Origin of the sequence: Pseudomonas sp. COR18, from assembly GCF_048568395.1 — a bacterium.
Classification (GTDB): domain Bacteria; phylum Pseudomonadota; class Gammaproteobacteria; order Pseudomonadales; family Pseudomonadaceae; genus Aquipseudomonas; species Aquipseudomonas fuscovaginae_B.
The window spans coordinates 2,195,848-2,214,180 of the sequence record NZ_CP183808.1; the positions used below are offsets into that span (position 1 = coordinate 2,195,848).

Annotated in this window: 19 protein-coding genes, 1 tRNA gene and 1 pseudogene; 11 read left to right on the top strand and 10 right to left on the bottom strand. The window is 63.1% G+C overall.

Annotated elements, in window-relative coordinates; all coding sequences use genetic code 11:
* Nucleotide 1: 1 nt before the first annotated feature.
* The 6 genes from hisF to ACM62G_RS10145 all read right to left on the bottom strand — a co-directional run bounded on the left by hisF (nt 2) and on the right by ACM62G_RS10145 (nt 4,849).
* A complete protein-coding gene (hisF, locus tag ACM62G_RS10120; RefSeq protein ID WP_054058009.1) occupies nt 2-772 on the bottom strand; it encodes an imidazole glycerol phosphate synthase subunit HisF in 771 nt (256 codons plus the stop codon).
* Between the two features lie 9 nt (nt 773-781).
* Nucleotides 782-1,519 (bottom strand): 1-(5-phosphoribosyl)-5-[(5-phosphoribosylamino)methylideneamino]imidazole-4-carboxamide isomerase, encoded by a 738-nt coding sequence (hisA, locus tag ACM62G_RS10125; protein WP_054058010.1) that lies wholly within the window; start codon nt 1,517-1,519, stop codon nt 782-784.
* A gap of 41 nt (nt 1,520-1,560) precedes the next feature.
* Entirely contained in the window at nt 1,561-1,821 is a 261-nt protein-coding gene (locus ACM62G_RS10130) for a DUF2164 domain-containing protein (protein WP_054058011.1), read from the bottom strand.
* On the bottom strand, nt 1,821-2,459 hold the full coding sequence (hisH, locus tag ACM62G_RS10135) for an imidazole glycerol phosphate synthase subunit HisH (RefSeq protein ID WP_054058012.1): 639 nt from the start codon (nt 2,457-2,459) through the stop codon (nt 1,821-1,823). Before hisH ends, ACM62G_RS10130 begins: the two co-directional genes overlap by 1 nt.
* Entirely contained in the window at nt 2,459-3,052 is a 594-nt protein-coding gene (gene hisB, locus ACM62G_RS10140; RefSeq protein ID WP_017903926.1) for an imidazoleglycerol-phosphate dehydratase HisB, read from the bottom strand. Before hisB ends, hisH begins: the two co-directional genes overlap by 1 nt.
* 135 nt (nt 3,053-3,187) lie before the next feature.
* Complete coding sequence (locus tag ACM62G_RS10145) at nt 3,188-4,849, bottom strand: OFA family MFS transporter (protein ID WP_054058013.1); 1,662 nt, start codon at nt 4,847-4,849, stop codon at nt 3,188-3,190.
* A gap of 389 nt (nt 4,850-5,238) precedes the next feature.
* On the opposite strand from ACM62G_RS10145, the gene ACM62G_RS10150 reads away from it, so the two are divergent.
* The 6 genes and pseudogenes from ACM62G_RS10150 (at nt 5,239) to ACM62G_RS10175 (ending at nt 9,946) form a co-directional block, all read left to right on the top strand.
* The gene (locus tag ACM62G_RS10150; RefSeq protein WP_419737091.1) at nt 5,239-7,461 is read left to right on the top strand and encodes an AsmA family protein; all 2,223 of its coding nucleotides are present in this window, start codon (nt 5,239-5,241) and stop codon (nt 7,459-7,461) included.
* Nucleotides 7,458-8,525 (top strand): A/G-specific adenine glycosylase, encoded by a 1,068-nt coding sequence (mutY, locus tag ACM62G_RS10155; protein ID WP_054058015.1) that lies wholly within the window; start codon nt 7,458-7,460, stop codon nt 8,523-8,525. The genes ACM62G_RS10150 and mutY overlap by 4 nt, the downstream gene beginning before the upstream one ends.
* The gene (locus tag ACM62G_RS10160; RefSeq protein WP_054058016.1) at nt 8,522-8,794 is read left to right on the top strand and encodes an oxidative damage protection protein; all 273 of its coding nucleotides are present in this window, start codon (nt 8,522-8,524) and stop codon (nt 8,792-8,794) included. The genes mutY and ACM62G_RS10160 overlap by 4 nt, the downstream gene beginning before the upstream one ends.
* Nucleotides 8,795-8,897: 103 nt before the next feature.
* Nucleotides 8,898-8,973 (top strand) — tRNA-Phe (locus tag ACM62G_RS10165).
* 284 nt (nt 8,974-9,257) lie between these two features.
* Nucleotides 9,258-9,449 (top strand): annotated as a pseudogene (locus tag ACM62G_RS10170) (DUF1016 domain-containing protein); the annotation flags it as partial.
* A gap of 101 nt (nt 9,450-9,550) precedes the next feature.
* Nucleotides 9,551-9,946 (top strand): hypothetical protein, encoded by a 396-nt coding sequence (locus ACM62G_RS10175; RefSeq protein WP_054058017.1) that lies wholly within the window; start codon nt 9,551-9,553, stop codon nt 9,944-9,946.
* Nucleotides 9,947-10,052: 106 nt separating this feature from the next.
* Here ACM62G_RS10175 and gabP read toward each other — a convergent pair whose 3' ends face one another.
* Nucleotides 10,053-11,444, bottom strand: coding sequence for a GABA permease (gene gabP, locus ACM62G_RS10180; RefSeq protein WP_054062055.1), 1,392 nt, complete (start codon nt 11,442-11,444; stop codon nt 10,053-10,055).
* A gap of 532 nt (nt 11,445-11,976) precedes the next feature.
* Here gabP and ACM62G_RS10185 point away from each other — a divergent pair.
* From ACM62G_RS10185 to ACM62G_RS10205, 5 genes are all read left to right on the top strand, one after another.
* Complete coding sequence (locus tag ACM62G_RS10185; RefSeq protein WP_017901599.1) at nt 11,977-12,750, top strand: ABC transporter ATP-binding protein; 774 nt, start codon at nt 11,977-11,979, stop codon at nt 12,748-12,750.
* 13 nt (nt 12,751-12,763) lie between these two features.
* On the top strand, nt 12,764-13,519 hold the full coding sequence (locus ACM62G_RS10190) for an ABC transporter substrate-binding protein (protein ID WP_054058019.1): 756 nt from the start codon (nt 12,764-12,766) through the stop codon (nt 13,517-13,519).
* Nucleotides 13,520-13,599: 80 nt separating this feature from the next.
* Nucleotides 13,600-14,292, top strand: coding sequence for an ABC transporter permease (locus tag ACM62G_RS10195; protein ID WP_054058020.1), 693 nt, complete (start codon nt 13,600-13,602; stop codon nt 14,290-14,292).
* On the top strand, nt 14,292-14,981 hold the full coding sequence (locus tag ACM62G_RS10200) for an ABC transporter permease (protein ID WP_054058021.1): 690 nt from the start codon (nt 14,292-14,294) through the stop codon (nt 14,979-14,981). Before ACM62G_RS10195 ends, ACM62G_RS10200 begins: the two co-directional genes overlap by 1 nt.
* Before the next feature lie 168 nt (nt 14,982-15,149).
* On the top strand, nt 15,150-16,418 hold the full coding sequence (locus ACM62G_RS10205) for a methyltransferase (protein ID WP_419737092.1): 1,269 nt from the start codon (nt 15,150-15,152) through the stop codon (nt 16,416-16,418).
* A 247-nt stretch (nt 16,419-16,665) separates the two neighbouring features.
* Here ACM62G_RS10205 and ACM62G_RS10210 read toward each other — a convergent pair whose 3' ends face one another.
* The 3 genes from ACM62G_RS10210 to ACM62G_RS10220 are packed head-to-tail and all read right to left on the bottom strand — an operon-like array spanning nt 16,666 to nt 18,177.
* Nucleotides 16,666-17,268, bottom strand: a complete 603-nt coding sequence (locus tag ACM62G_RS10210; protein ID WP_054058023.1) for an FMN-dependent NADH-azoreductase — start codon at nt 17,266-17,268, stop codon at nt 16,666-16,668.
* The gene (locus ACM62G_RS10215; protein ID WP_419737093.1) at nt 17,265-17,711 is read right to left on the bottom strand and encodes a GNAT family N-acetyltransferase; all 447 of its coding nucleotides are present in this window, start codon (nt 17,709-17,711) and stop codon (nt 17,265-17,267) included. Before ACM62G_RS10215 ends, ACM62G_RS10210 begins: the two co-directional genes overlap by 4 nt.
* A complete protein-coding gene (locus tag ACM62G_RS10220) occupies nt 17,701-18,177 on the bottom strand; it encodes a carboxymuconolactone decarboxylase family protein (RefSeq protein WP_054058025.1) in 477 nt (158 codons plus the stop codon). The genes ACM62G_RS10215 and ACM62G_RS10220 overlap by 11 nt, the downstream gene beginning before the upstream one ends.
* Between the last annotated feature and the right edge of the window lie 156 nt (nt 18,178-18,333).

Below are 18,333 nucleotides of genomic sequence, written 5' to 3' on the forward strand. Positions count from 1 at the left end.
TTCAGCGGACCACGATACCGCGTTGCGCCATATAGGCCTTGGCTTCAGGCACGGTGTACTCGCCGAAGTGGAAGATGCTCGCAGCCAGCACGGCGCTGGCATGGCCTTCGAGGATACCGTCGGCCAGGTGCTGGAGATTGCCGACGCCGCCGGAGGCAATCACCGGAATGCCCAGGGCATCGCTGATGGCACGGGTCACGCCGAGGTCGAAGCCGCTTTTCATGCCGTCCTGGTCCATGCTGGTGAGCAGGATCTCACCGGCCCCCAGGCCTTCCATCTTCTTCGCCCACTCCACCGCATCCAGCCCGGTCGGCTTGCGCCCGCCGTGGGTGAAGATCTCCCAGCGCGGGGTTTCGCCCGGCTGCGAAACCTTCTTGGCGTCGATGGCGACGACGATGCACTGCGAGCCGAAGCGATCGGCCGCCTCGCCGACGAACTCGGGGTTGAACACCGCCGCGGTGTTGATCGACACCTTGTCAGCACCGGCGTTGAGCAGGTTACGGATGTCCTGCACGGTACGCACGCCACCGCCCACGGTCAGCGGGATGAACACCTGGCTGGCCATGCGCTCGACGGTATGCAGCGTGGTATCACGGCCATCGACGCTGGCGGTGATATCGAGGAAGGTGATCTCGTCCGCGCCCTGCTCGTCGTAGCGACGGGCGATTTCCACCGGGTCACCGGCATCGCGGATGTTCTCGAACTTGACGCCCTTGACCACGCGACCGTTGTCGACGTCCAGGCAAGGGATGATGCGTTTGGCCAGCGCCATGGTCAGTCCTCAGCCAGTGTAGGAATCGCAGAAGGCTTGCGCCTCGGCGACATCCAGGGTGCCTTCGTAGATCGCCCGGCCGGTGATCGCACCGATGATGCCCGGGGCCTTGGCGTCCAGCAGGGTCTTGATGTCGCCCAGGTTGTGGATACCGCCGGAGGCGATCACCGGAATGCGGGTGGCGGCGGCCAGGGCGGCGGTGAAGGGCACGTTGCAGCCCTGCATCATGCCGTCCTTGGCGATGTCGGTGTAGACGATCGCGGACACGCCGTCAGCCTCGAAACGCCTGGCCAGGTCGATCACCTGCACCGAGCTGACTTCCGCCCAGCCGTCGGTGGCAACGAAGCCGTCCTTGGCATCCAGGCCGACGATCACCTTGCCGGGGAACGCACGGCAGGCCTCGGCGACGAACTCGGGCTGCTTGACCGCCTTGGTGCCGATGATCACGTAGCTCACACCGGCCTTCACGTAGTGCTCGATGGTCTCCAGCGAGCGAATGCCACCGCCGATCTGGATCGGCAGGTGCGGGTAGCGTCTGGCGATGGCGGTAACCACCTCGCCATTGACCGGCTGGCCTTCGAAGGCGCCGTTCAGGTCGACCAGATGCAGACGACGGCAGCCGCCCTCTACCCACTTGGCAGCCATGCTCACCGGGTCATCGGAGAACACCGTGGAATCTTCCATGCGGCCCTGACGCAGGCGGACGCAGGCACCGTCCTTGAGATCGATAGCGGGGATAATCAGCATCTGGCAAACCTTAAAGTCGTTTTTTCAGCTTCACTCGAAAATCAGTTTTTCTCGAGCGCCCACAGGTCGCTTTCGATGCTCTCGAACCTTTCCTTAAGGTGCGTCTGCACATCGAAAATCGCCCTGTTGTAATAGTGCGGAGCAATTTCGCGGGTAAACAGTTCGAGGACTTCAGCCGCCTCGAACGAACCCAGGTCCAGCTCGAAGCGATCCTCCATGAACCGCTTGATCTTGCGGCAAGCCTCGCTTTCCTGTTCGGGAGTCAGCGTCAACAACGGCGGCTTGCCCTTCTTCGCGGCCATTACCAACGGCCGTCCCAGGCGGCGAAGTTCTGCAGCAACTGCAGGCCATGGGTGTGGCTCTTCTCCGGGTGGAACTGCACGGCGAAACGCGAGCCATCGGCCAGCGCTGCGGCGAAATCGACACCGTAGTGACCGTTGCCCACCACCTGCCGCGGATTGCCGGCGGCGATGTAGTAGCTGTGCACGAAATAGAACCGTGCCAGGTCCGGAATGTTGTGCCACAGGGGGTGATCCACCGCCTGCTTCACTTCGTTCCAGCCCATGTGCGGGACCTTCAGGTGCGCGCCGTCTTCCTGCAGGTCCTTGCCGAAGAACTTCACCTGGCCGGGGAACAGGCCGATGCAGTCGACGCCCTCGTTCTCCTCGCTGCGATCGAGCAAGGCCTGCATGCCTACGCAGATGCCGAGGAACGGCCGGTCCTGGCTGACTTCATGCACCAGCGAGTCGAAGCCCAGGCGACGAATCTCCGCCATGCAGTCGCGAATTGCGCCGACGCCGGGGAAGACCACCCGATCCGCCTCGCGAATCACCGCCGCGTCGCTGGTGATCAGCACCTTGCCGGCACCGACGTGCTCGAGGGCCTTGCCCACCGAGTGCAGGTTGCCCATGCCGTAATCGATAACCGCCACTGTCTGCATCAGAGCACGCCCTTGGTGGAGGGCATCTGCCCGGCCATGCGGTCATCCAGCTCGACGGCCATGCGCAGGGCGCGGCCGAAGGCCTTGAAGACGGTTTCGATCTGGTGATGGGTGTTGTGCCCGCGCAGGTTGTCGATGTGCAGGGTGACGTTGGCGTGGTTGACGAAGCCCTGGAAGAACTCCTGGAACAGGTCGACGTCGAAACCGCCCACGGTGGCGCGGGTGAACGGCACGTGCATCTGAAGGCCGGGACGGCCGGAGAAATCGATGACCACGCGCGACAGCGCTTCGTCCAGCGGCACATAGGCATGGCCGTAGCGGCGGATGCCCTTCTTGTCGCCGATGGCCTTGGTGAAGGCCTGGCCGAGGGTGATACCGACGTCTTCCACGGTGTGGTGGTCGTCGATATGCAGGTCGCCCTTGCTTTCGATATCCAGGTCGATCAGCCCGTGACGGGCGATCTGGTCGAGCATGTGTTCAAGAAAAGGCACACCGATATCGAATCGGGCCTTTCCGGTGCCATCCAGGTTGATCGAGGCTTTGATCTGGGTTTCCAGGGTGTCGCGCTCGACGGACGCCTTACGTTCGGCCATCACCAGCTCCGCAAAATCATTGGGCGAAAAAGGCGATCATTATAGGCGTGCGGACGGCAAACAGAAACATGGAAGGTGAGTTCCCTGACGGGCTGAAACCAGCACCGTCAGGGCTATACCTGTCAGGACAACCGCTTAGTGGAACAGTACGGCAGTCTTTTGCAGGGTGATCCAGACACCCCAGGCCAGCGGAATGCCCACCACCAGCCAGGCGGCAATCGCCAGGGGCTTGCTGCCCGGTGCGGCTTTCCACTCCAGCACGGTGCTGCCATCGGCACCCTTGTCATGACCCAGCGCCTGTTCGGCGGCCAGTTCGGCGTCGGTCATGAAGTACTTGTCGGCCACCGGACGCACCAGCAGGTTGCAGATGAAACCCAGCACCAGCAGGCCGGCGAGAATGTACAGGGTGATGTCGTAGGCGGCAGCCCGTGGTACACCGATGCTCAACTGGTACTCGCGCAGGTAGTTCACCAGCACCGGACCGAGCACGCCGGCCGCGGCCCAGGCGGTCAGCAGGCGACCGTGGATCGCACCGACCATCTGCGTGCCGAACAGGTCCGCCAGGTAGGCCGGCACCGTGGCGAAACCGCCGCCGTACATCGACAGGACCACGCAGAATGCCGCCACGAACAGCGCGACGCTGCCCAGGTGACCGAGGCTCGGTACCGAGGCGTAGAGCGCGAAGCCCAGAGCGAAGAACACGAAGTAGGTCGCCTTGCGGCCGATGTAGTCGGAGAACGAGGCCCAGAAGAACCGGCCACCGATGTTGAACAGGCTCAGCAGGCCGGTGAAGCCGGCGGCGATCGCGGCGATCTGCGCCAGTTGCGTGGCGTCCAGCTGGCTGAAGCTCAGGTCGTTACCCAGCAGCTTGCCGGCGAACACTTCCTGCAGCAGCGGCGAAGCCATGCCAAGGATGCCGATACCGGCGGAAACGTTCAGGCACAGTACCAGCCACACCAGGCGGAACTGCGGGGTTTTCCAGGCCACGTTCACATGCACGTGGCGGTTGGTGATCATCGCGTTGCTGGTCTTCTTCGCCGGCGCGGTCCAGCCCTCGGGCTTCCAGCCGGTTGGCGGCACGCGGTAGGCCAGAGCACCGCCGATCATGAAGACGAAGTAGATCGCCGCCATGGCGACGAAGCTCTGCCACACGCCGACACTGGTCGGCGAAGCGAAGTGGCCCATCAGCGCGGTCGCCAGCGGCGCACCGACCATCGCACCACCACCGAAGCCCATGATCGCCATGCCGGTAGCCATGCCACGCTTGTCCGGGAACCACTTGATCAGGGTCGAGACCGGCGAGATGTAGCCCAGGCCCAGGCCGATACCGCCGATCACGCCCGAACCGAGCCACATCAGCCAGATCTGATGGGTATGGATGCCCAGCGCGGAAATCAGCAGGCCGCCGCACCAGCACAGCGCCGAAACCACACCGGCCTTGCGCGGCCCGGCGTGCTCCAGCCAGCCACCCCAGATCGCCGCCGAGCAGCCGAGGAAGATGAAGAACAGGGTGTAGATCCAGCCGAGCATCGAGATCGGCCAGTCGCATTGCGACGAGAACACCTGCTCGAAAAAGCCGATATCCGCGCCACAGGTGACCGGGGCGGTGATGCCCAGGGCCTTGGACAGTGGCAGCCAGAACACCGAGAAGCCATAGGCCATGCCGATGCACAGGTGAATGGCCAGGGCGGCCGGTGGAACCAGCCAGCGGTTGAAACCGGGCTTGGCGATGATGCGTTCCTTGGACAGGAACGCCGGCTCGGCGGCAAGGCTGCCCGCCGTAATGCTAGTGCTCATTGGTGTTTTCCCCCATTGGAATTGTGGTCCGCCGGACACACCTCATTCCCAACCTTCGTGCACGCAGGCGTGGTCGTTTTATTGAAATGAAGCTCCGAAACGCGACAATAGGCCGCAGAAAGACAGGCGAACTGCGAGAGATTACCACTTGCGCGTTACAGATAAAGCAAACTGATATCGTCTTTTGCAATCAAACTGCACCGCAGTGCCACTTCCGCTCCGCGGGAAATGATTTTGCTCTCCCCTTGCGCGAGCGGGCGGGCTGGCGATGACGCCCACAGATGCTCCGGGCGAGTCACAATCGTCAACAACCTAGCGCCAACCGAGCATGCTCGTAGCGTTATACTCGCCAGCTGACTTCAAATTCGACTCAACACAAGGATTCGCCCATGAAAGCGTTCGGCAAAATCCTGGGTCTGGTACTTCTCGGACTGTTGCTGATCATCGTGGCGCTGGGCTTCGCGCTCACCCACTGGTTCGATCCCAACGACTACAAGAACGAGATTCGCCAGATAGCCCGCGACAAGGCCCATATCGAGCTGACCCTCAATGGTGACATCGGCTGGAGCCTGTTCCCGTGGCTGGGCCTGGAACTGCATGACGCCAGCGTGGCGACCCTGAACAACCCGAGCAAACCGTTCGCCGATCTGCAGATGCTCGGCCTGTCGGTGCGTGTCCTGCCACTGCTGCGCCGCGAAGTGCAGATGAGCGACGTGCGCGTCGAGGGCCTGAACCTGATGCTCAACCGCGACAAGGACGGCCACGGCAATTGGGAAGATATCGGTCGGCCGTTGCCGAGCGCGACAGCGGCTGGCACGGCGGAACAGGCCACCGGCACGTCACAGGGTGGCGACAGTGCCGAGGCCGAAAAGCCCTCGCAGCCGGTCCGCATGGACATCGACAGCCTGACGGTGAACAACGCCCGGGTCGAATTCAACGATGAGAAGACCGGTCGCCAGATCACCTCGGAGAGCATCCAACTGAGCACCGGCCCGGTTCATGAAGGCAAGGAAATCGCGGTCAAGCTGACGGCGTTCTTTGGCACCAACCAGCCGGTACTGCGGGCCCGGACCGAACTGGGCGGCAACCTGCGCTTCGACCGCGCCCTCAAGCGCTACCAGTTCGAAGACATGCGCCTGAGCGGCGAAGCCTCGGGCGATCCGCTGCAGGGCAAGAGCCTGACCTTCTCGATGCAGGGGCAGTTGCTGGTGGACATGGCCGCCAATATCGCCGAGTGGACCAGCCTCAAGCTGTCGGCCAACCAGTTGCGCGCCATCGGCGAACTCAAGGCCCGTGACCTCGACAAGACCCCACAGGTCAGTGGCGGCCTGTCGATTGCCCAGTTCGACCTGATGAAGTTCCTCGACAGCATCGGCCAGCCACTGCCACCGGTGGCCGACGGCAGCCTGAGCAAGGTCGAGCTGGTGACCCGCCTGAGCGGCACGCCGAGCAGCCTGGAACTGAACAACATCAACCTGAAACTCGACGACAGCACCTTCAGCGGCCGCGTTGCCGTCGAAGACTTCGCCAAGCAGGCCTTGCGCGTACAGCTCAAGGGCGACAAGTTCGACGCCGACCGCTACCTGCCGGCGAAGTCGGCCGATGCCGACAGCGCCTCGAAGGCGCGCCAGGCCGAAGTCCAGAGCAGCGAAGCGAATGCCGTCGGCGGCACCACGCCGCTGCCCGACTCACCGACCAAGGGTGCCTGGAGCAACGACCGGCTGCTGCCGATCGAGCGCCTGCGCAGCCTCGACGTGGACGCCGACCTGAGCTTCGACCAACTGACCCTGAAGAAGCTGCCGATCGACAACGCCGCCCTCAAGGCCACCGGGCAGGGTGGCCTGCTGACCCTCGCCAGCCTGCGCGGCGAGCTCTACAACGGCAGTTTTGACAGCAAGGGCAGTCTCGATGTCCGCAATGACACACCGCGACTGAACCTGCAGACCCGGCTGAACCGGGTGCCGGTCGAACGCGTGTTGCAGGCCCAGGGACAGAAGCCGCCGATCAAGGGCGCGATCACCCTCGACAGCAACCTGAGCGGTACCGGCAACAGCGAAAAGGCGCTGGTCGACAGCCTCAACGGCACCGCCAGTTTCGTCCTCAACAACGGCGTGCTGCTCAACGCCAACCTGGAACAGCAGCTCTGCACCGGTATCGCCCTGCTCAACCGCAAGACCCTGAGCAGCGAACCGCGCGGCAAGGACACTCCATTCCAGGAACTCCAGGGCAGCCTGAGCATCCGCAATGGCGTCGCCAGCAACCCCGACCTGAAAGTCCGCATCCCCGGCCTGACCGTCAACGGCAACGGCGACATCGACCTGCGGGTGCTGGGCATGGACTACCGCATCGGCGTCATCGTCGAGGGCGACAAGAGCGACATGCCGGACCCGGCCTGCCAGGTCGGCGAGAATTTCGCCGACATCGAGTGGCCGTTGCGCTGCCGCGGTCCGCTGGAGCTGGGCGCCAAGGCCTGCCGCATCGACAAGGACGGCCTCGGCCAGGTGGCCGCACGTGCGGCCGGTAACAAGCTGAGCGAAAAGATCGACGAGAAACTCGGCGACAAGGTCAGCCCGGAACTGAAGAACGCGATCAAGGGGCTGTTCAAACGATGAGAGCCGAGCAGTTTTCCACGGCGGTGCTGGACTGGTACGACCGCCACGGCCGTCATGACCTGCCCTGGCAGCAGGACATCAACCCTTACCGGGTATGGGTGTCGGAAATCATGTTGCAGCAGACCCAGGTCAGCACCGTGCTGAACTACTTCGACCGGTTCATGGCTTCATTGCCGACCGTCGAAGCCCTGGCGGCCGCGCCGGAAGATGAAGTGCTGCACCTGTGGACCGGCCTGGGCTACTACACCCGGGCGCGCAACCTGCAGAAGACCGCGAAGATCGTCGTCGCCGAACATGGCGGCGAATTCCCGCGGGATGTCGAGAAGCTCACCGAGCTGCCAGGCATCGGCCGCTCCACCGCCGGGGCCATCGCCAGTATCAGCATGGGCATCCGCGCACCGATCCTCGACGGCAACGTCAAGCGCGTGCTGGCCCGCTACACCGCCCAGGAGGGCTATCCGGGCGAGCCCAAGGTGGCGAAACAGCTGTGGGCCAACGCCGAGCTGTTCACACCGCAGACCCGGGTCAACCACTACACCCAGGCGATGATGGACCTCGGTGCGACGCTGTGTACCCGCAGCAGGCCCAGTTGCCTGCTCTGCCCCCTGGAGAGTGGTTGCGAAGCCCACAAGTACGGCCTGGAGACCCGCTACCCGATCCCCAAGCCGCGCAAGAGCGTGCCACAGAAGCGCACGCTGATGCCGCTGCTGGCCAACCGCGAAGGCGCCATCCTGCTTTACCGCAGGCCGTCCAGCGGCCTCTGGGGCGGCTTGTGGAGCCTGCCGGAGCTGGACGACCTGGACGACCTGCCGCACCTGGCCCTGCAGCACTCGCTGGAGCTGGGGCCGCAGCAGGCACTGCCGGGCCTGACCCACACCTTCAGCCACTTCCAGCTGGATATCGAGCCCTGGCTGGTGCGGGTCGAGGAGTCCGCCCATCACGTGGCCGAGGCCGACTGGCTCTGGTATAACCTCGCCACCCCGCCGCGCCTGGGCCTTGCTGCCCCGGTGAAGAAGCTGCTCAAGCGCGCAGCCGACGTTTTGAATGCAGGAGAGTCGTCATGACCCGCACCGTAATGTGCCGCAAGTACCACGAAGAACTGCCAGGCCTGGATCGCCCACCGTATCCGGGTGCCAAGGGCCAGGACATTTTCGACCACGTCTCCCAGAAGGCCTGGAGCGACTGGCTGAAACACCAGACCCTGCTGATCAACGAGAAGCGCCTGAACATGATGAATGCGGACGACCGCAAATACATCCAGGGCGAGATGGACAAGTTCTTTTCCGGCGAGGATTACGCCAAGGCCGAAGGCTACGTTCCACCGGCTGAATGATCCCGTGTTTTCGAGGCTTGAGTCGTAAGCGACGGTAATAATTAAAAATTTTTTGAAATCTTGCTTGACGCATCCTCGAAAAACGCTTTTAATGCGCCCCGTTGCCCAGATAGCTCAGTCGGTAGAGCAGGGGATTGAAAATCCCCGTGTCGGCGGTTCGATTCCGTCTCTGGGCACCACTTATTACTTCAGGTGGTGTCAAAGCCAGCTGAAACAAAAAACCCGCCCAGTGCGGGTTTTTTATTGCCTGGAATTTGCTAGCGTCGGCTTCTGACATCAGCGTCGACGAAACCTGCCGAGGTTTCGCGACCAACGCCAGGAAAACGCCTGAGGACAGCTTCCGGCTGCTCCGCAACGCTGTGCGCTTCCGACAACATCGCCACGCCCTTCATCGCGACTCTTCTACAAAGCTTTCCCAACGCGTGACGCATTGCGCCACGAATTGAGCTGGACCCGCTACCGTCCGAACGACGGACCGACGGTCCGTATCATCCTGTGTTCGAAGAAAGACGAGTCGCTGGTCCGTTATTCGGCCCTCAACGGACATGAGCAACCATTCGCCAGCAAGTACGAGCTGATACTGCCAACGGAGGAAGAGCTGCGCACGGAGCTGGATCGTGAGCGAGCGGTGGCGACTCAAAAGCTGCTGCGCCAGAAACGCCAGCAACCTTGCCCCCTCGACAAAATGCACTTTGGCATTCCCCCGGTTCACTGGGATAATTCGCGCTTGTTCCCTTTTTCAAAGCACCGCAGCCCATGGCATCCCAGAACAAGCAACACAAACGCGCACAACGGGCGAAAGCCAAGGCCAAGCAGAACCGTGTCCGTCGCGCCAGCGAGCCGGCCGAGTCGCTGCCGGTGGACGACGATCGGATCGATCTCGAATCGGTCGACCTGACCGACCTGTTCAAGAGAATGCGCGACGCCGAAGCCACCAGCCAGCAGGCCATGTGCCGCGTCTTCCTGGAAGACCCGCTGCTGGAATTGGTGGTTGAACAGGAGGGTGACGAGGGTGCGACGGACTTCATCCTGTCGGCGCTGCTCGAGTACCGTCAGTGGTCCACAGAATGCACCGAAGAGGCCGCATTGGCCTGGATCGAGAGCCCGGCCTTCCAGGCCGACTATGTGGCAGCCTCGCAGGCCCTGCACTAGACCACAGAGCAGGAGAGGCGCCCTTCAGGGCTCCTGGGACATCGCCAGCAGGTCGGCCTGCTGGCGACAGAGCCCCCTGGCAAGGGGCCCAGGCAAGCCAGTGCGCTTAGTTCAGCACCACACGCCCGGCCTTCTCCAGCCGACGCCGACGCGACACCAACAGCCCCGCCGCCACCACCAGGATACTCAGCAGACCGGTAGCCAGCACTTCCACGCGATGGGCGTCCTGGAACAGCATCACCGTCAACACCGCAACGATGAACGCGATCACTGCCCAGGTCAGGCCCGGGAACAGCCACATCTTGAAGTCGATCGTCTCGCCCTTGGCGACCCGCTGACGACGCATGCGCAGTTGCGACACGGCGATCACCAGGTACACCAGCAGCGCGATCGCGCCCGAACTGGCCAGCAGGAACTCGAACACCGCCGCCGGCGCAACGTAGTTGGCGAACACCGCGAGGAACGCCGCCCCGGTCGACAGCATCACCGCCCAGTAGGGCGTGCCGCTGGCATTGGTGCGCTTGGACATCGCCGGTGCATCACCGCGCTTGCCCAGGGAGAACAGCATCCGCGAAGCGGTGTACAGGGCCGAGTTCAGGCAACTAGTCACGGCAACCAGCACCACCAGGTCGACGATCAGCTTGGCGTTCGGGATACCCATGCGATCCAGCACGGTCTGGTAGGAACCGACAGCCGCCAGGCTCGGGTCATTCCACGGCACCAGCGACACCACGATGAAGATCGACACCAGGTAGAACAGGCCGATCCGCCAGATCACCGAATTGGTGGCCTTGGAGATCTGCTTGCCCGGATCCTTCGATTCGGCAGCGGCAATGGTCACGATCTCGGTGCCCATGAACGAGAACATGGTGGTCAGCATGGCTGCCAGCACCGCCCCCAGGCCGTTCGGCAGGAAACCCACGGTGTCGACCAGATGCGACACGCCGCTGACCTGGCTGGTCGGCAGCAGGCCGAAGATCGCCAGCACGCCCAGCGCGATGAAGCCGATGATTGCCACCACCTTGACCAGAGCGAACCAGAACTCGAACTCACCGTAGTTCTTCACGCTGAACAGGTTGGTCGCGGTCAGCAACAGGGTGATGACCAGGGTAAAGGCCCAGATCGCCACATTGGGGAACCAGGCATGCAGGATCGTCGCGGCGGCGTTGGCCTCCAGCGGAATCACCAGCACCCAGAACCACCAGTACAGCCAGCCGATGGTGAAGCCGGCCCAGTGCCCGATGGCGCGGTCGGCGTAGGTCGAGAAGGAACCGGTATCGGGAGAGGCCACGGCCATCTCGGCCAGCATCCGCATCACCAGTACCACCAGCGCACCCGCTGCGGCATAGGCCATCAGCACGGCCGGCCCCGCTTCGGCAATCGCATGCCCGGAACCGACGAACAGCCCGGCGCCGATCACCCCGGCGATCGACAACATCGTCACATGCCGGGGTTTGAGCCCTTGCTCCAGATTGTTGGAATTATGCGTACCGCTCATTGGGAGATTACCTGTGCAATGAAGAGCTATTCATTCCACCCCGCGTTACCGACCACCTTGTAAAAGGAACTCAACGGGGCGTGTTTTATTTTTTACGCAAATTTTGCGCCAAAATATTACAAGCCCCCGGCTCCCGGGGCCCGGGCAGCCGACCGAAGGACAATCGCAAGTCCTTGAGATTAATGGCTATTAGCCAGAACGTTACCGAGCCACCCAGATTCAGACCCGCCGGTCGCACCGGAAACAGGCAAAATTTGTCCACGCGCCCCATTTGAGGGCGAAGCAATGTCCGTTGAGCCGGTTTACCCTTCCAACCCTCGGCCAAAGCTGGCAACATCGCGCCCTTTTTGACGCGACGGTCAAGGTAAAGACGGATCAAACGGGTGTTCGGTTGTTGATGGGGCGACAGTCTGCTGTGCCGATGCGACAACCTGCCACGGCACCGACCTACCCCGTTCGAACCCTATGCTAGCTTGGCGCTCGCCAGGAAGGCAGCCAACAGCAGGAGCGCAATGAACAATGAGGAACGCACATGGCTGAGGCCACGCCCGCGCTTGAAATCCGCAACTTGCACAAACGCTATGGTGAGCTGGAGGTACTCAAGGGTATCTCGCTGACCGCCCGTGACGGTGATGTGATCTCGATCCTCGGCTCCTCAGGGTCCGGCAAGTCCACGTTCCTGCGCTGCATCAACCTGCTGGAAAACCCGCACCAGGGCCAGATCCTGGTCAACGGCGAAGAACTCAAGCTCAAGGCCGCGAAGAACGGTGAGCTGGTGGCCGCCGACGGCAGGCAGATCAATCGCCTGCGCAGCGAAATCGGTTTCGTGTTCCAGAACTTCAACCTCTGGCCGCACATGACCATCCTCGACAACATCATCGAGGCCCCGCGCCGGGTGCTCGGCCAGAGCAAGGCCGAGGCCATCGAGATCGCCGAAGCGCTGCTGGCCAAGGTCGGCATCGCCGACAAGCGCCACGCCTACCCCGCCCAACTTTCCGGCGGCCAGCAACAGCGAGCGGCCATCGCCCGTACACTGGCCATGCAACCCAAGGTCATCCTGTTCGACGAGCCGACCTCGGCCCTCGACCCCGAGATGGTCCAGGAAGTGCTCAACGTGATTCGCGCCCTGGCCGAAGAAGGCCGTACCATGCTGCTGGTCACCCATGAGATGGGCTTCGCCCGCCAGGTATCCAGTGAAGTGGTGTTCCTCCACCAGGGCCTGGTGGAAGAACAGGGCACGCCGCAGCAGGTCTTCGAGAACCCGCAGTCGGCGCGCTGCAAACAATTCATGTCCAGCAACCGCTAACGGAGCAACACGCATGCAGACCTGCAAAAAAATCCTCCTGGCCGCTGCCGTCTCCATGGCCTTCAGTGCCAGCGCCCTGGCCGAGACCCTGAAAATGGGCATCGAGGCCGCCTACCCACCGTTCAACAACAAGGACGCCAGTGGCCAGGTCGTAGGTTTCGACAAGGATATCGGTGACGCCCTGTGCGCCAGGATGAAAGTCGAGTGCACCGTCGTCACCTCCGACTGGGACGGCATCATCCCGGCCCTGCAGACCAAAAAGTTCGACTTCCTGATCTCCTCCATGTCGATCACCGACGAGCGCAAGCAGGCGGTCAACTTCACCGACCCGTACTACTCCAACAAGCTGCAGTTCATCGCAGCCAAGAAAGACACCGACTTCAAGACCGACAAGGCCTCGCTCAAGGGCAAGATCATCGGCGCGCAGCGTTCGACCCTGGCCGGCAGCTGGCTGGAAGACCACCTGGGCAGCGATGTCACCATCAAGCTCTACGATACCCAGGAAAACGCCTACCTCGACCTGCAGGCCGGTCGCCTGGACGCCATCCTGGCGGACAAGTACGTCAACTACGAGTGGCTGAAGAGCGACGCCGGCAAGGCCTACGAATTCAAGGGCGACCCGGTGGAAGAAAGCGACAAGATCGGCATCGCCGTGCGCAAGAAGGACGACGCCCTGCGTGAGCGCCTGAACGCCGCACTGAAGGAAATCATCGCCGACGGTACCTACAAGAAGATCAACGACAAGTACTTCCCGTTCAGCATCCTCTGACCCGCCCCGATGGCCGGCACCCCGAAGGGCCATAGAGCCCGACGGGTGCCGCTCGTCCCCAAGCAAAGCCTGCCTTGCCCATGAATATTGATCTCTACGGATTCGGCCCGGCGCTTGCCGCCGGCGCGCTGATGACCGTCAAGCTCGCGCTCTGTGCCCTGTGCCTGGGGCTGGTGCTCGGGCTGCTCGGCGCATTGGCCAAGACTTCCCCGTACCAGCCGCTGCGTTGGCTGGGGGGCACCTATTCGACCTTGGTCCGTGGCGTGCCGGAACTGCTCTGGGTGCTGCTGATCTACTACGGCACCGTCAACCTGATGAGCGCCCTGGGCGACTGCTTCGGCAACCCCGACCTGGCCCTGAGCCCATTCGCCGCCGGGGTGATTGCCCTGGGGCTGTGCTTTGGCGCCTATGCCACGGAGGTGTTCCGCGGGGCGATCCTGGCGATTCCCAAGGGCCATCGTGAGGCCGGCGTCGCGCTGGGCATGTCCCGGCCACGGATCTTCACCCGGCTGATCCTGCCGCAGATGTGGCGCATCGCCCTGCCGGGGCTGGGCAACCTGTTCATGATCCTGATGAAGGACACCGCACTGGTGTCGGTCATCAGCCTGGAAGAAATCATGCGCCAGGCGCAGAACGCCGTGCAGTTCACCAAGCTGCCCTTCACCTTCTACCTGGTGGCGGCCTTCATGTACCTGGGCCTGACCATCCTCTCGATGATCGGCATGCACTGGCTGGAAAAACGTGCCGCTCGCGGTTTTGTGAGGACCACATAATGGAATGGGAAGTCATCCTCAAATGGCTGCCGAAGTTCTTCCAGGGCGCGGCACTGACCCTGGAACTGCTGGGCATCGCCGTGGTGCTGGGGCTGGTCCTCGCCGTGCCGCTGGGCATCGCCCGGGCCTCGAAGCTCTGGTACGTGCGCTCGCTGCCCTACGGCTACATCTTCTTCTTCCGCGGCACACCGCTGCTGGTGCAACTGTTCCTGGTGTACTACGGCCTGGCGCAGTTCGACGTGGTACGCGACAGTTTCATGTGGCCCTACCTGCGCGACCCGTTCTGGTGCGCGGCGGCAACCATGACCCTGCATACCACCGCCTACATCGCCGAGATCCTGCGTGGCGCGATCCAGGCCATCCCGCCGGGCGAGATCGAAGCGGCGCGGGCGCTGGGCATGTCGCGGCCCAAGGCACTGTTCTACATCATCCTGCCACGGGCGGCGCGCATCGGCCTGCCGGCCTACAGCAACGAAGTGATCCTGATGCTCAAGGCCAGCTCGCTGGCGAGCACCGTGACCCTGCTGGAACTGACCGGCATGACCCGGACCATCATCGCGCGCAACTACCTGACGGTGGACATGTTCTTCACCGCCGGGGTGTTCTACCTGGTGATCTCGTTCCTGCTGGTGCAGGCGTTCAAGCTGCTGGAGCGCTGGATGCGGGTCGACGCCTGCCAGGGGCGCTGATGCGATTGGAGAGCAGGGGACTTAAAATCCCCTGCATCAAAGAAAATTTCTGGCGATTCCGGGAGCCTTTTCGCCGATGAGTCCGGCTCTCTTGTGATCAGTGCGACACTGTGGGGGGGCCGGATTCATCCGCGAAAAGGCCAACCCCGACACCCCGGACTCTCCAGCATGCCCCCCATCCTCCAAGGCCCCGCCCTGCAAACCCGCTTCCAGGCCCTGGACACCTTCCTGTCGGCCCACCAGCAGCTCTGGCGCCCACGGCCCTTCACTCACCTGCAACTGCCCTGGGAAGCCGCACACCCGGAGCTTGCCAGTTGGCTACGCCAGCGCAGCCTCGAAGACGCCGAAAGCAGCCACAACCACCCGGAACGACTCGGCGCTCCGGCCCCCTTCCCGGAGCTGGCCGCCGAAGCCGCAGCTCTGGGCACGATCGGCAACCTCCCCGACAAACCGCTGCCAGCCGCCCGCCCACGCCTGAACGTCGACGTCCCCGGCCGTAAGTGGCAGCAGATCGAAGCCTTCGCCGCCTGCCTCGATTTCGCCCGCACACCTGGCCATTGGCTCGACTGGTGCTCAGGCAAGGGCCACCTCGGCCGTCGATTGCTGCAGCCCGGCCAGCAACTGACCTGCCTGGAGTACGACCCGGCCCTGGTCGCCAGCGGCGCCCAACTGAGCCAGCATCACCACCTGCCCGCCAACCATGTCCTGCAGGACGTCATGGCCGCCGAAGCCGGCTTGCGCCTGAACGCCGGACACACACCAGTCGCCCTGCACGCCTGCGGCGACCTGCATGTGCGCCTGATGCAACTGGCCAGCCACGCCGGCTGTGGACAACTGGCAATCGCTCCGTGCTGCTACAACCGCATCGGCACCGCGAACTACCAGCCCCTGTCCACCGCCGCCCAGGCGTCCAGCCTGCAACTGTCCCTGGATGACCTCGCCCTGCCCCTGAGCGAGACCGTGACCGCAGGCGCCCGGGTACGCCGCCAGCGCGACTGCTCCATGGCTCGTCGCCTGGCCTTCGACCTGCTGCAACGCCGATTGCGCCAGAGCGATGACTACCTGCCCACCCCGTCGCTGCCCAGCGCCTGGCTGGACAAGCCCTTCGCCGACTACTGCCGCGACCTGGCCGCGCTCAAGGAGTTATCCACAGTCGGCGAGCAGGATTGGGAGCAACTGGAGGCAGCAGGTTGGCAACGGCTGGCCGAGGTACGCAACCTGGAACTGCTGCGCGGCCTGTTCCGCCGCCCGCTGGAACTCTGGCTGGTGCTCGACCGTGCGTTGTACCTGGAAGCACAGGGCTACCGCGTGCGCCTCGGCCAGTTCTGCGAAAGCCCGTTGACGCCACGCAACCTGATGCTCCTGGCCGAACGCGACGAACTGTCACATTGCCAGTTACAGCCTGTGGATAACTCTGTTGATGCTTTTGCCCGATAACCCCTGAAGACAACACCTGCAACGCCGACAGGCGGCTGGTCATTTTTTGTTCACAGAATAAATCGACGAGAAAACAGTCAGTTGCAACATGCTGAGAACGCGTTCACAAATCCTTGCGTTCGTTGCGCCGCTGACCAACCACTTGTGCATAAGCCCCCAAGCCAACGGCAATAACTCCCCTTCCGCAGAGCCCCCAATCCCTGGGATAGCCGGCTCGCTGGCGATCCAACGAAGGCGGGCATTCAACTCAACCAACCACCGCCGTCAGCCCTTCAAGAAACCATTTCCTGGCCTCAACCATCTCCCGTCGCACCGCCTCATCTCCCCGCACCGAACCCTGCAGATAGATGAAGTTCACCTGCCGAATGCCCACGCAATCCAACTGTGCCGTCAGACAAGGCGTCAGAAAATCCGGCTGATTGGCCCTTTCCCCCTGAATGAAACCACCCGAGCTGACCAGCACGAAGGTCGGCCGATCCCTGAGCAGGCCCACCTTCAACCCCGCTTCATTGCGGCCAAAACTGCGCTGAATCCGCACCACATGATCGACCCACACTTTCAGCGCCGCAGGCTGCGTGAAGTTATGCAGCGGCGTACACAGCACCAACAGATCGCTGCTCTCCAATTCGACGATCTGCCGCTCGGACACCTCGACGGCCGGGGCCTGTCCGTCCAGCGCAGTCACGGCCGTCGCATAGTCGCGGGTCACCGCAGGCAAAGGCTCGCGCCCCAACTGCCGTTCGATCACCTCAGTGACACCGGGCCAGTCCCGCAACACCTCGGCGGCCAGCTGGTAGCCGCGAGCGGCCGTGCCATGGGGGCTGAAGTTCAACAACAACGCACGGCTCATACCGCCTGCTCCAGGTCCTGAAAGAAGTGCATGCCCTTGGCCAGCATCCCCTGGCGGAAATAGAAACGTTGCGCCAGTGGCATATGCAGACCGGTATCGAGCACCAGATACCGGCAACCCAGGGACCGGGTATGCCGCCGCACCGCTTCCAGCAAGGCAGCCCCCAGCTCACGCCGCTGCTGTGAGGCGGTCACCACCAGGTCGTCGACATAAACGAAGCGCCCGTAGAGAAAATTCTCCGTCACCCGAAAGCCGGCCAGGCCGATCACCTGCGCCTGCTCGCGTAGCGCCAGCAGGCGATAACCCTGTTCACCCTGGCGAAACACCTGCTCGACGAAGGACTGTTCGTCATCCAGTTGGGGGCGCAACTCACGCATCACCGCAAAACATTCGCGACAGCGGGCTTCGCTTTCGATCAGTTGATACTCCAGATCACCGTTCACGGGCCGCCTCCTCATGCTCCCGGACACCGGGCGGCACCAGCCGGAAACCCACACCCACGCGGTTGAGCGCATTCATCAGGCCGATCGCCAGCGTCAGGTCAGCCAGCTCCTTTTCACCGAACACTGCCGCAACGGCCTGATACTCCGCATCGGGTATCGCGGTCTGGTGCACCAGGGTCACCGTCTCGGCCCAGGCCAGGGCAGCACGCTCACGCGCATCGAACAGCGACTCGGCCTCGCGCCACACCGGCACCAGTTGCACCTTGTCGGCACTGACGCCCAGCTTGAGCAGATCGCGCGAATGCTGGTTGATGCAGTAGGCACAGCCGTTGATCTGCGAGACCCGCAGGTACACCAGATCGATCAGTTGCGCGGCCAGCCCGCAACCCTGTACATAACTCTTCACACCACCCAGCGCCTTGTAGCCCTGGGGTGCGGCGGCGAAATAATCGAGACGTTGCGTCATGGTCGGTTTCCTTGTGGGCTCATCGAAGATCTGGCCCCCAGTCTGCTGAGCACCGCCCGGTGCCGACAGGGCCAAGATCGAATAAACCACTTGGGACATGTTCCACCGCCGCAATGGGTTTAGACTGAACCGTTGTGCCTGACCACGGAAAACCCC

What these genes read in the sequence shown, in the direction of transcription:
- ACM62G_RS10205 (WP_419737092.1), top strand. Translation starts at nt 15,150, where the DNA reads ATGCCCCCCATCCTCCAAGGCCCCGCCCTGCAAACCCGCTTCCAGGCC.
- ACM62G_RS10210 (WP_054058023.1), bottom strand. Translation starts at nt 17,268, where the DNA reads ATGAGCCGTGCGTTGTTGTTGAACTTCAGCCCCCATGGCACGGCCGCT.
- ACM62G_RS10195 (WP_054058020.1), top strand. Translation starts at nt 13,600, where the DNA reads ATGAATATTGATCTCTACGGATTCGGCCCGGCGCTTGCCGCCGGCGCG.
- ACM62G_RS10185 (WP_017901599.1), top strand. Translation starts at nt 11,977, where the DNA reads ATGGCTGAGGCCACGCCCGCGCTTGAAATCCGCAACTTGCACAAACGC.
- gabP (WP_054062055.1), bottom strand. Translation starts at nt 11,444, where the DNA reads ATGAGCGGTACGCATAATTCCAACAATCTGGAGCAAGGGCTCAAACCC.
- mutY (WP_054058015.1), top strand. Translation starts at nt 7,458, where the DNA reads ATGAGAGCCGAGCAGTTTTCCACGGCGGTGCTGGACTGGTACGACCGC.
- ACM62G_RS10175 (WP_054058017.1), top strand. Translation starts at nt 9,551, where the DNA reads ATGGCATCCCAGAACAAGCAACACAAACGCGCACAACGGGCGAAAGCC.
- ACM62G_RS10160 (WP_054058016.1), top strand. Translation starts at nt 8,522, where the DNA reads ATGACCCGCACCGTAATGTGCCGCAAGTACCACGAAGAACTGCCAGGC.
- ACM62G_RS10200 (WP_054058021.1), top strand. Translation starts at nt 14,292, where the DNA reads ATGGAATGGGAAGTCATCCTCAAATGGCTGCCGAAGTTCTTCCAGGGC.
- ACM62G_RS10220 (WP_054058025.1), bottom strand. Translation starts at nt 18,177, where the DNA reads ATGACGCAACGTCTCGATTATTTCGCCGCCGCACCCCAGGGCTACAAG.
- ACM62G_RS10190 (WP_054058019.1), top strand. Translation starts at nt 12,764, where the DNA reads ATGCAGACCTGCAAAAAAATCCTCCTGGCCGCTGCCGTCTCCATGGCC.
- hisH (WP_054058012.1), bottom strand. Translation starts at nt 2,459, where the DNA reads ATGCAGACAGTGGCGGTTATCGATTACGGCATGGGCAACCTGCACTCG.
- hisA (WP_054058010.1), bottom strand. Translation starts at nt 1,519, where the DNA reads ATGCTGATTATCCCCGCTATCGATCTCAAGGACGGTGCCTGCGTCCGC.
- ACM62G_RS10145 (WP_054058013.1), bottom strand. Translation starts at nt 4,849, where the DNA reads ATGAGCACTAGCATTACGGCGGGCAGCCTTGCCGCCGAGCCGGCGTTC.
- hisF (WP_054058009.1), bottom strand. Translation starts at nt 772, where the DNA reads ATGGCGCTGGCCAAACGCATCATCCCTTGCCTGGACGTCGACAACGGT.
- ACM62G_RS10150 (WP_419737091.1), top strand. Translation starts at nt 5,239, where the DNA reads ATGAAAGCGTTCGGCAAAATCCTGGGTCTGGTACTTCTCGGACTGTTG.
- hisB (WP_017903926.1), bottom strand. Translation starts at nt 3,052, where the DNA reads ATGGCCGAACGTAAGGCGTCCGTCGAGCGCGACACCCTGGAAACCCAG.
- ACM62G_RS10130 (WP_054058011.1), bottom strand. Translation starts at nt 1,821, where the DNA reads ATGGCCGCGAAGAAGGGCAAGCCGCCGTTGTTGACGCTGACTCCCGAA.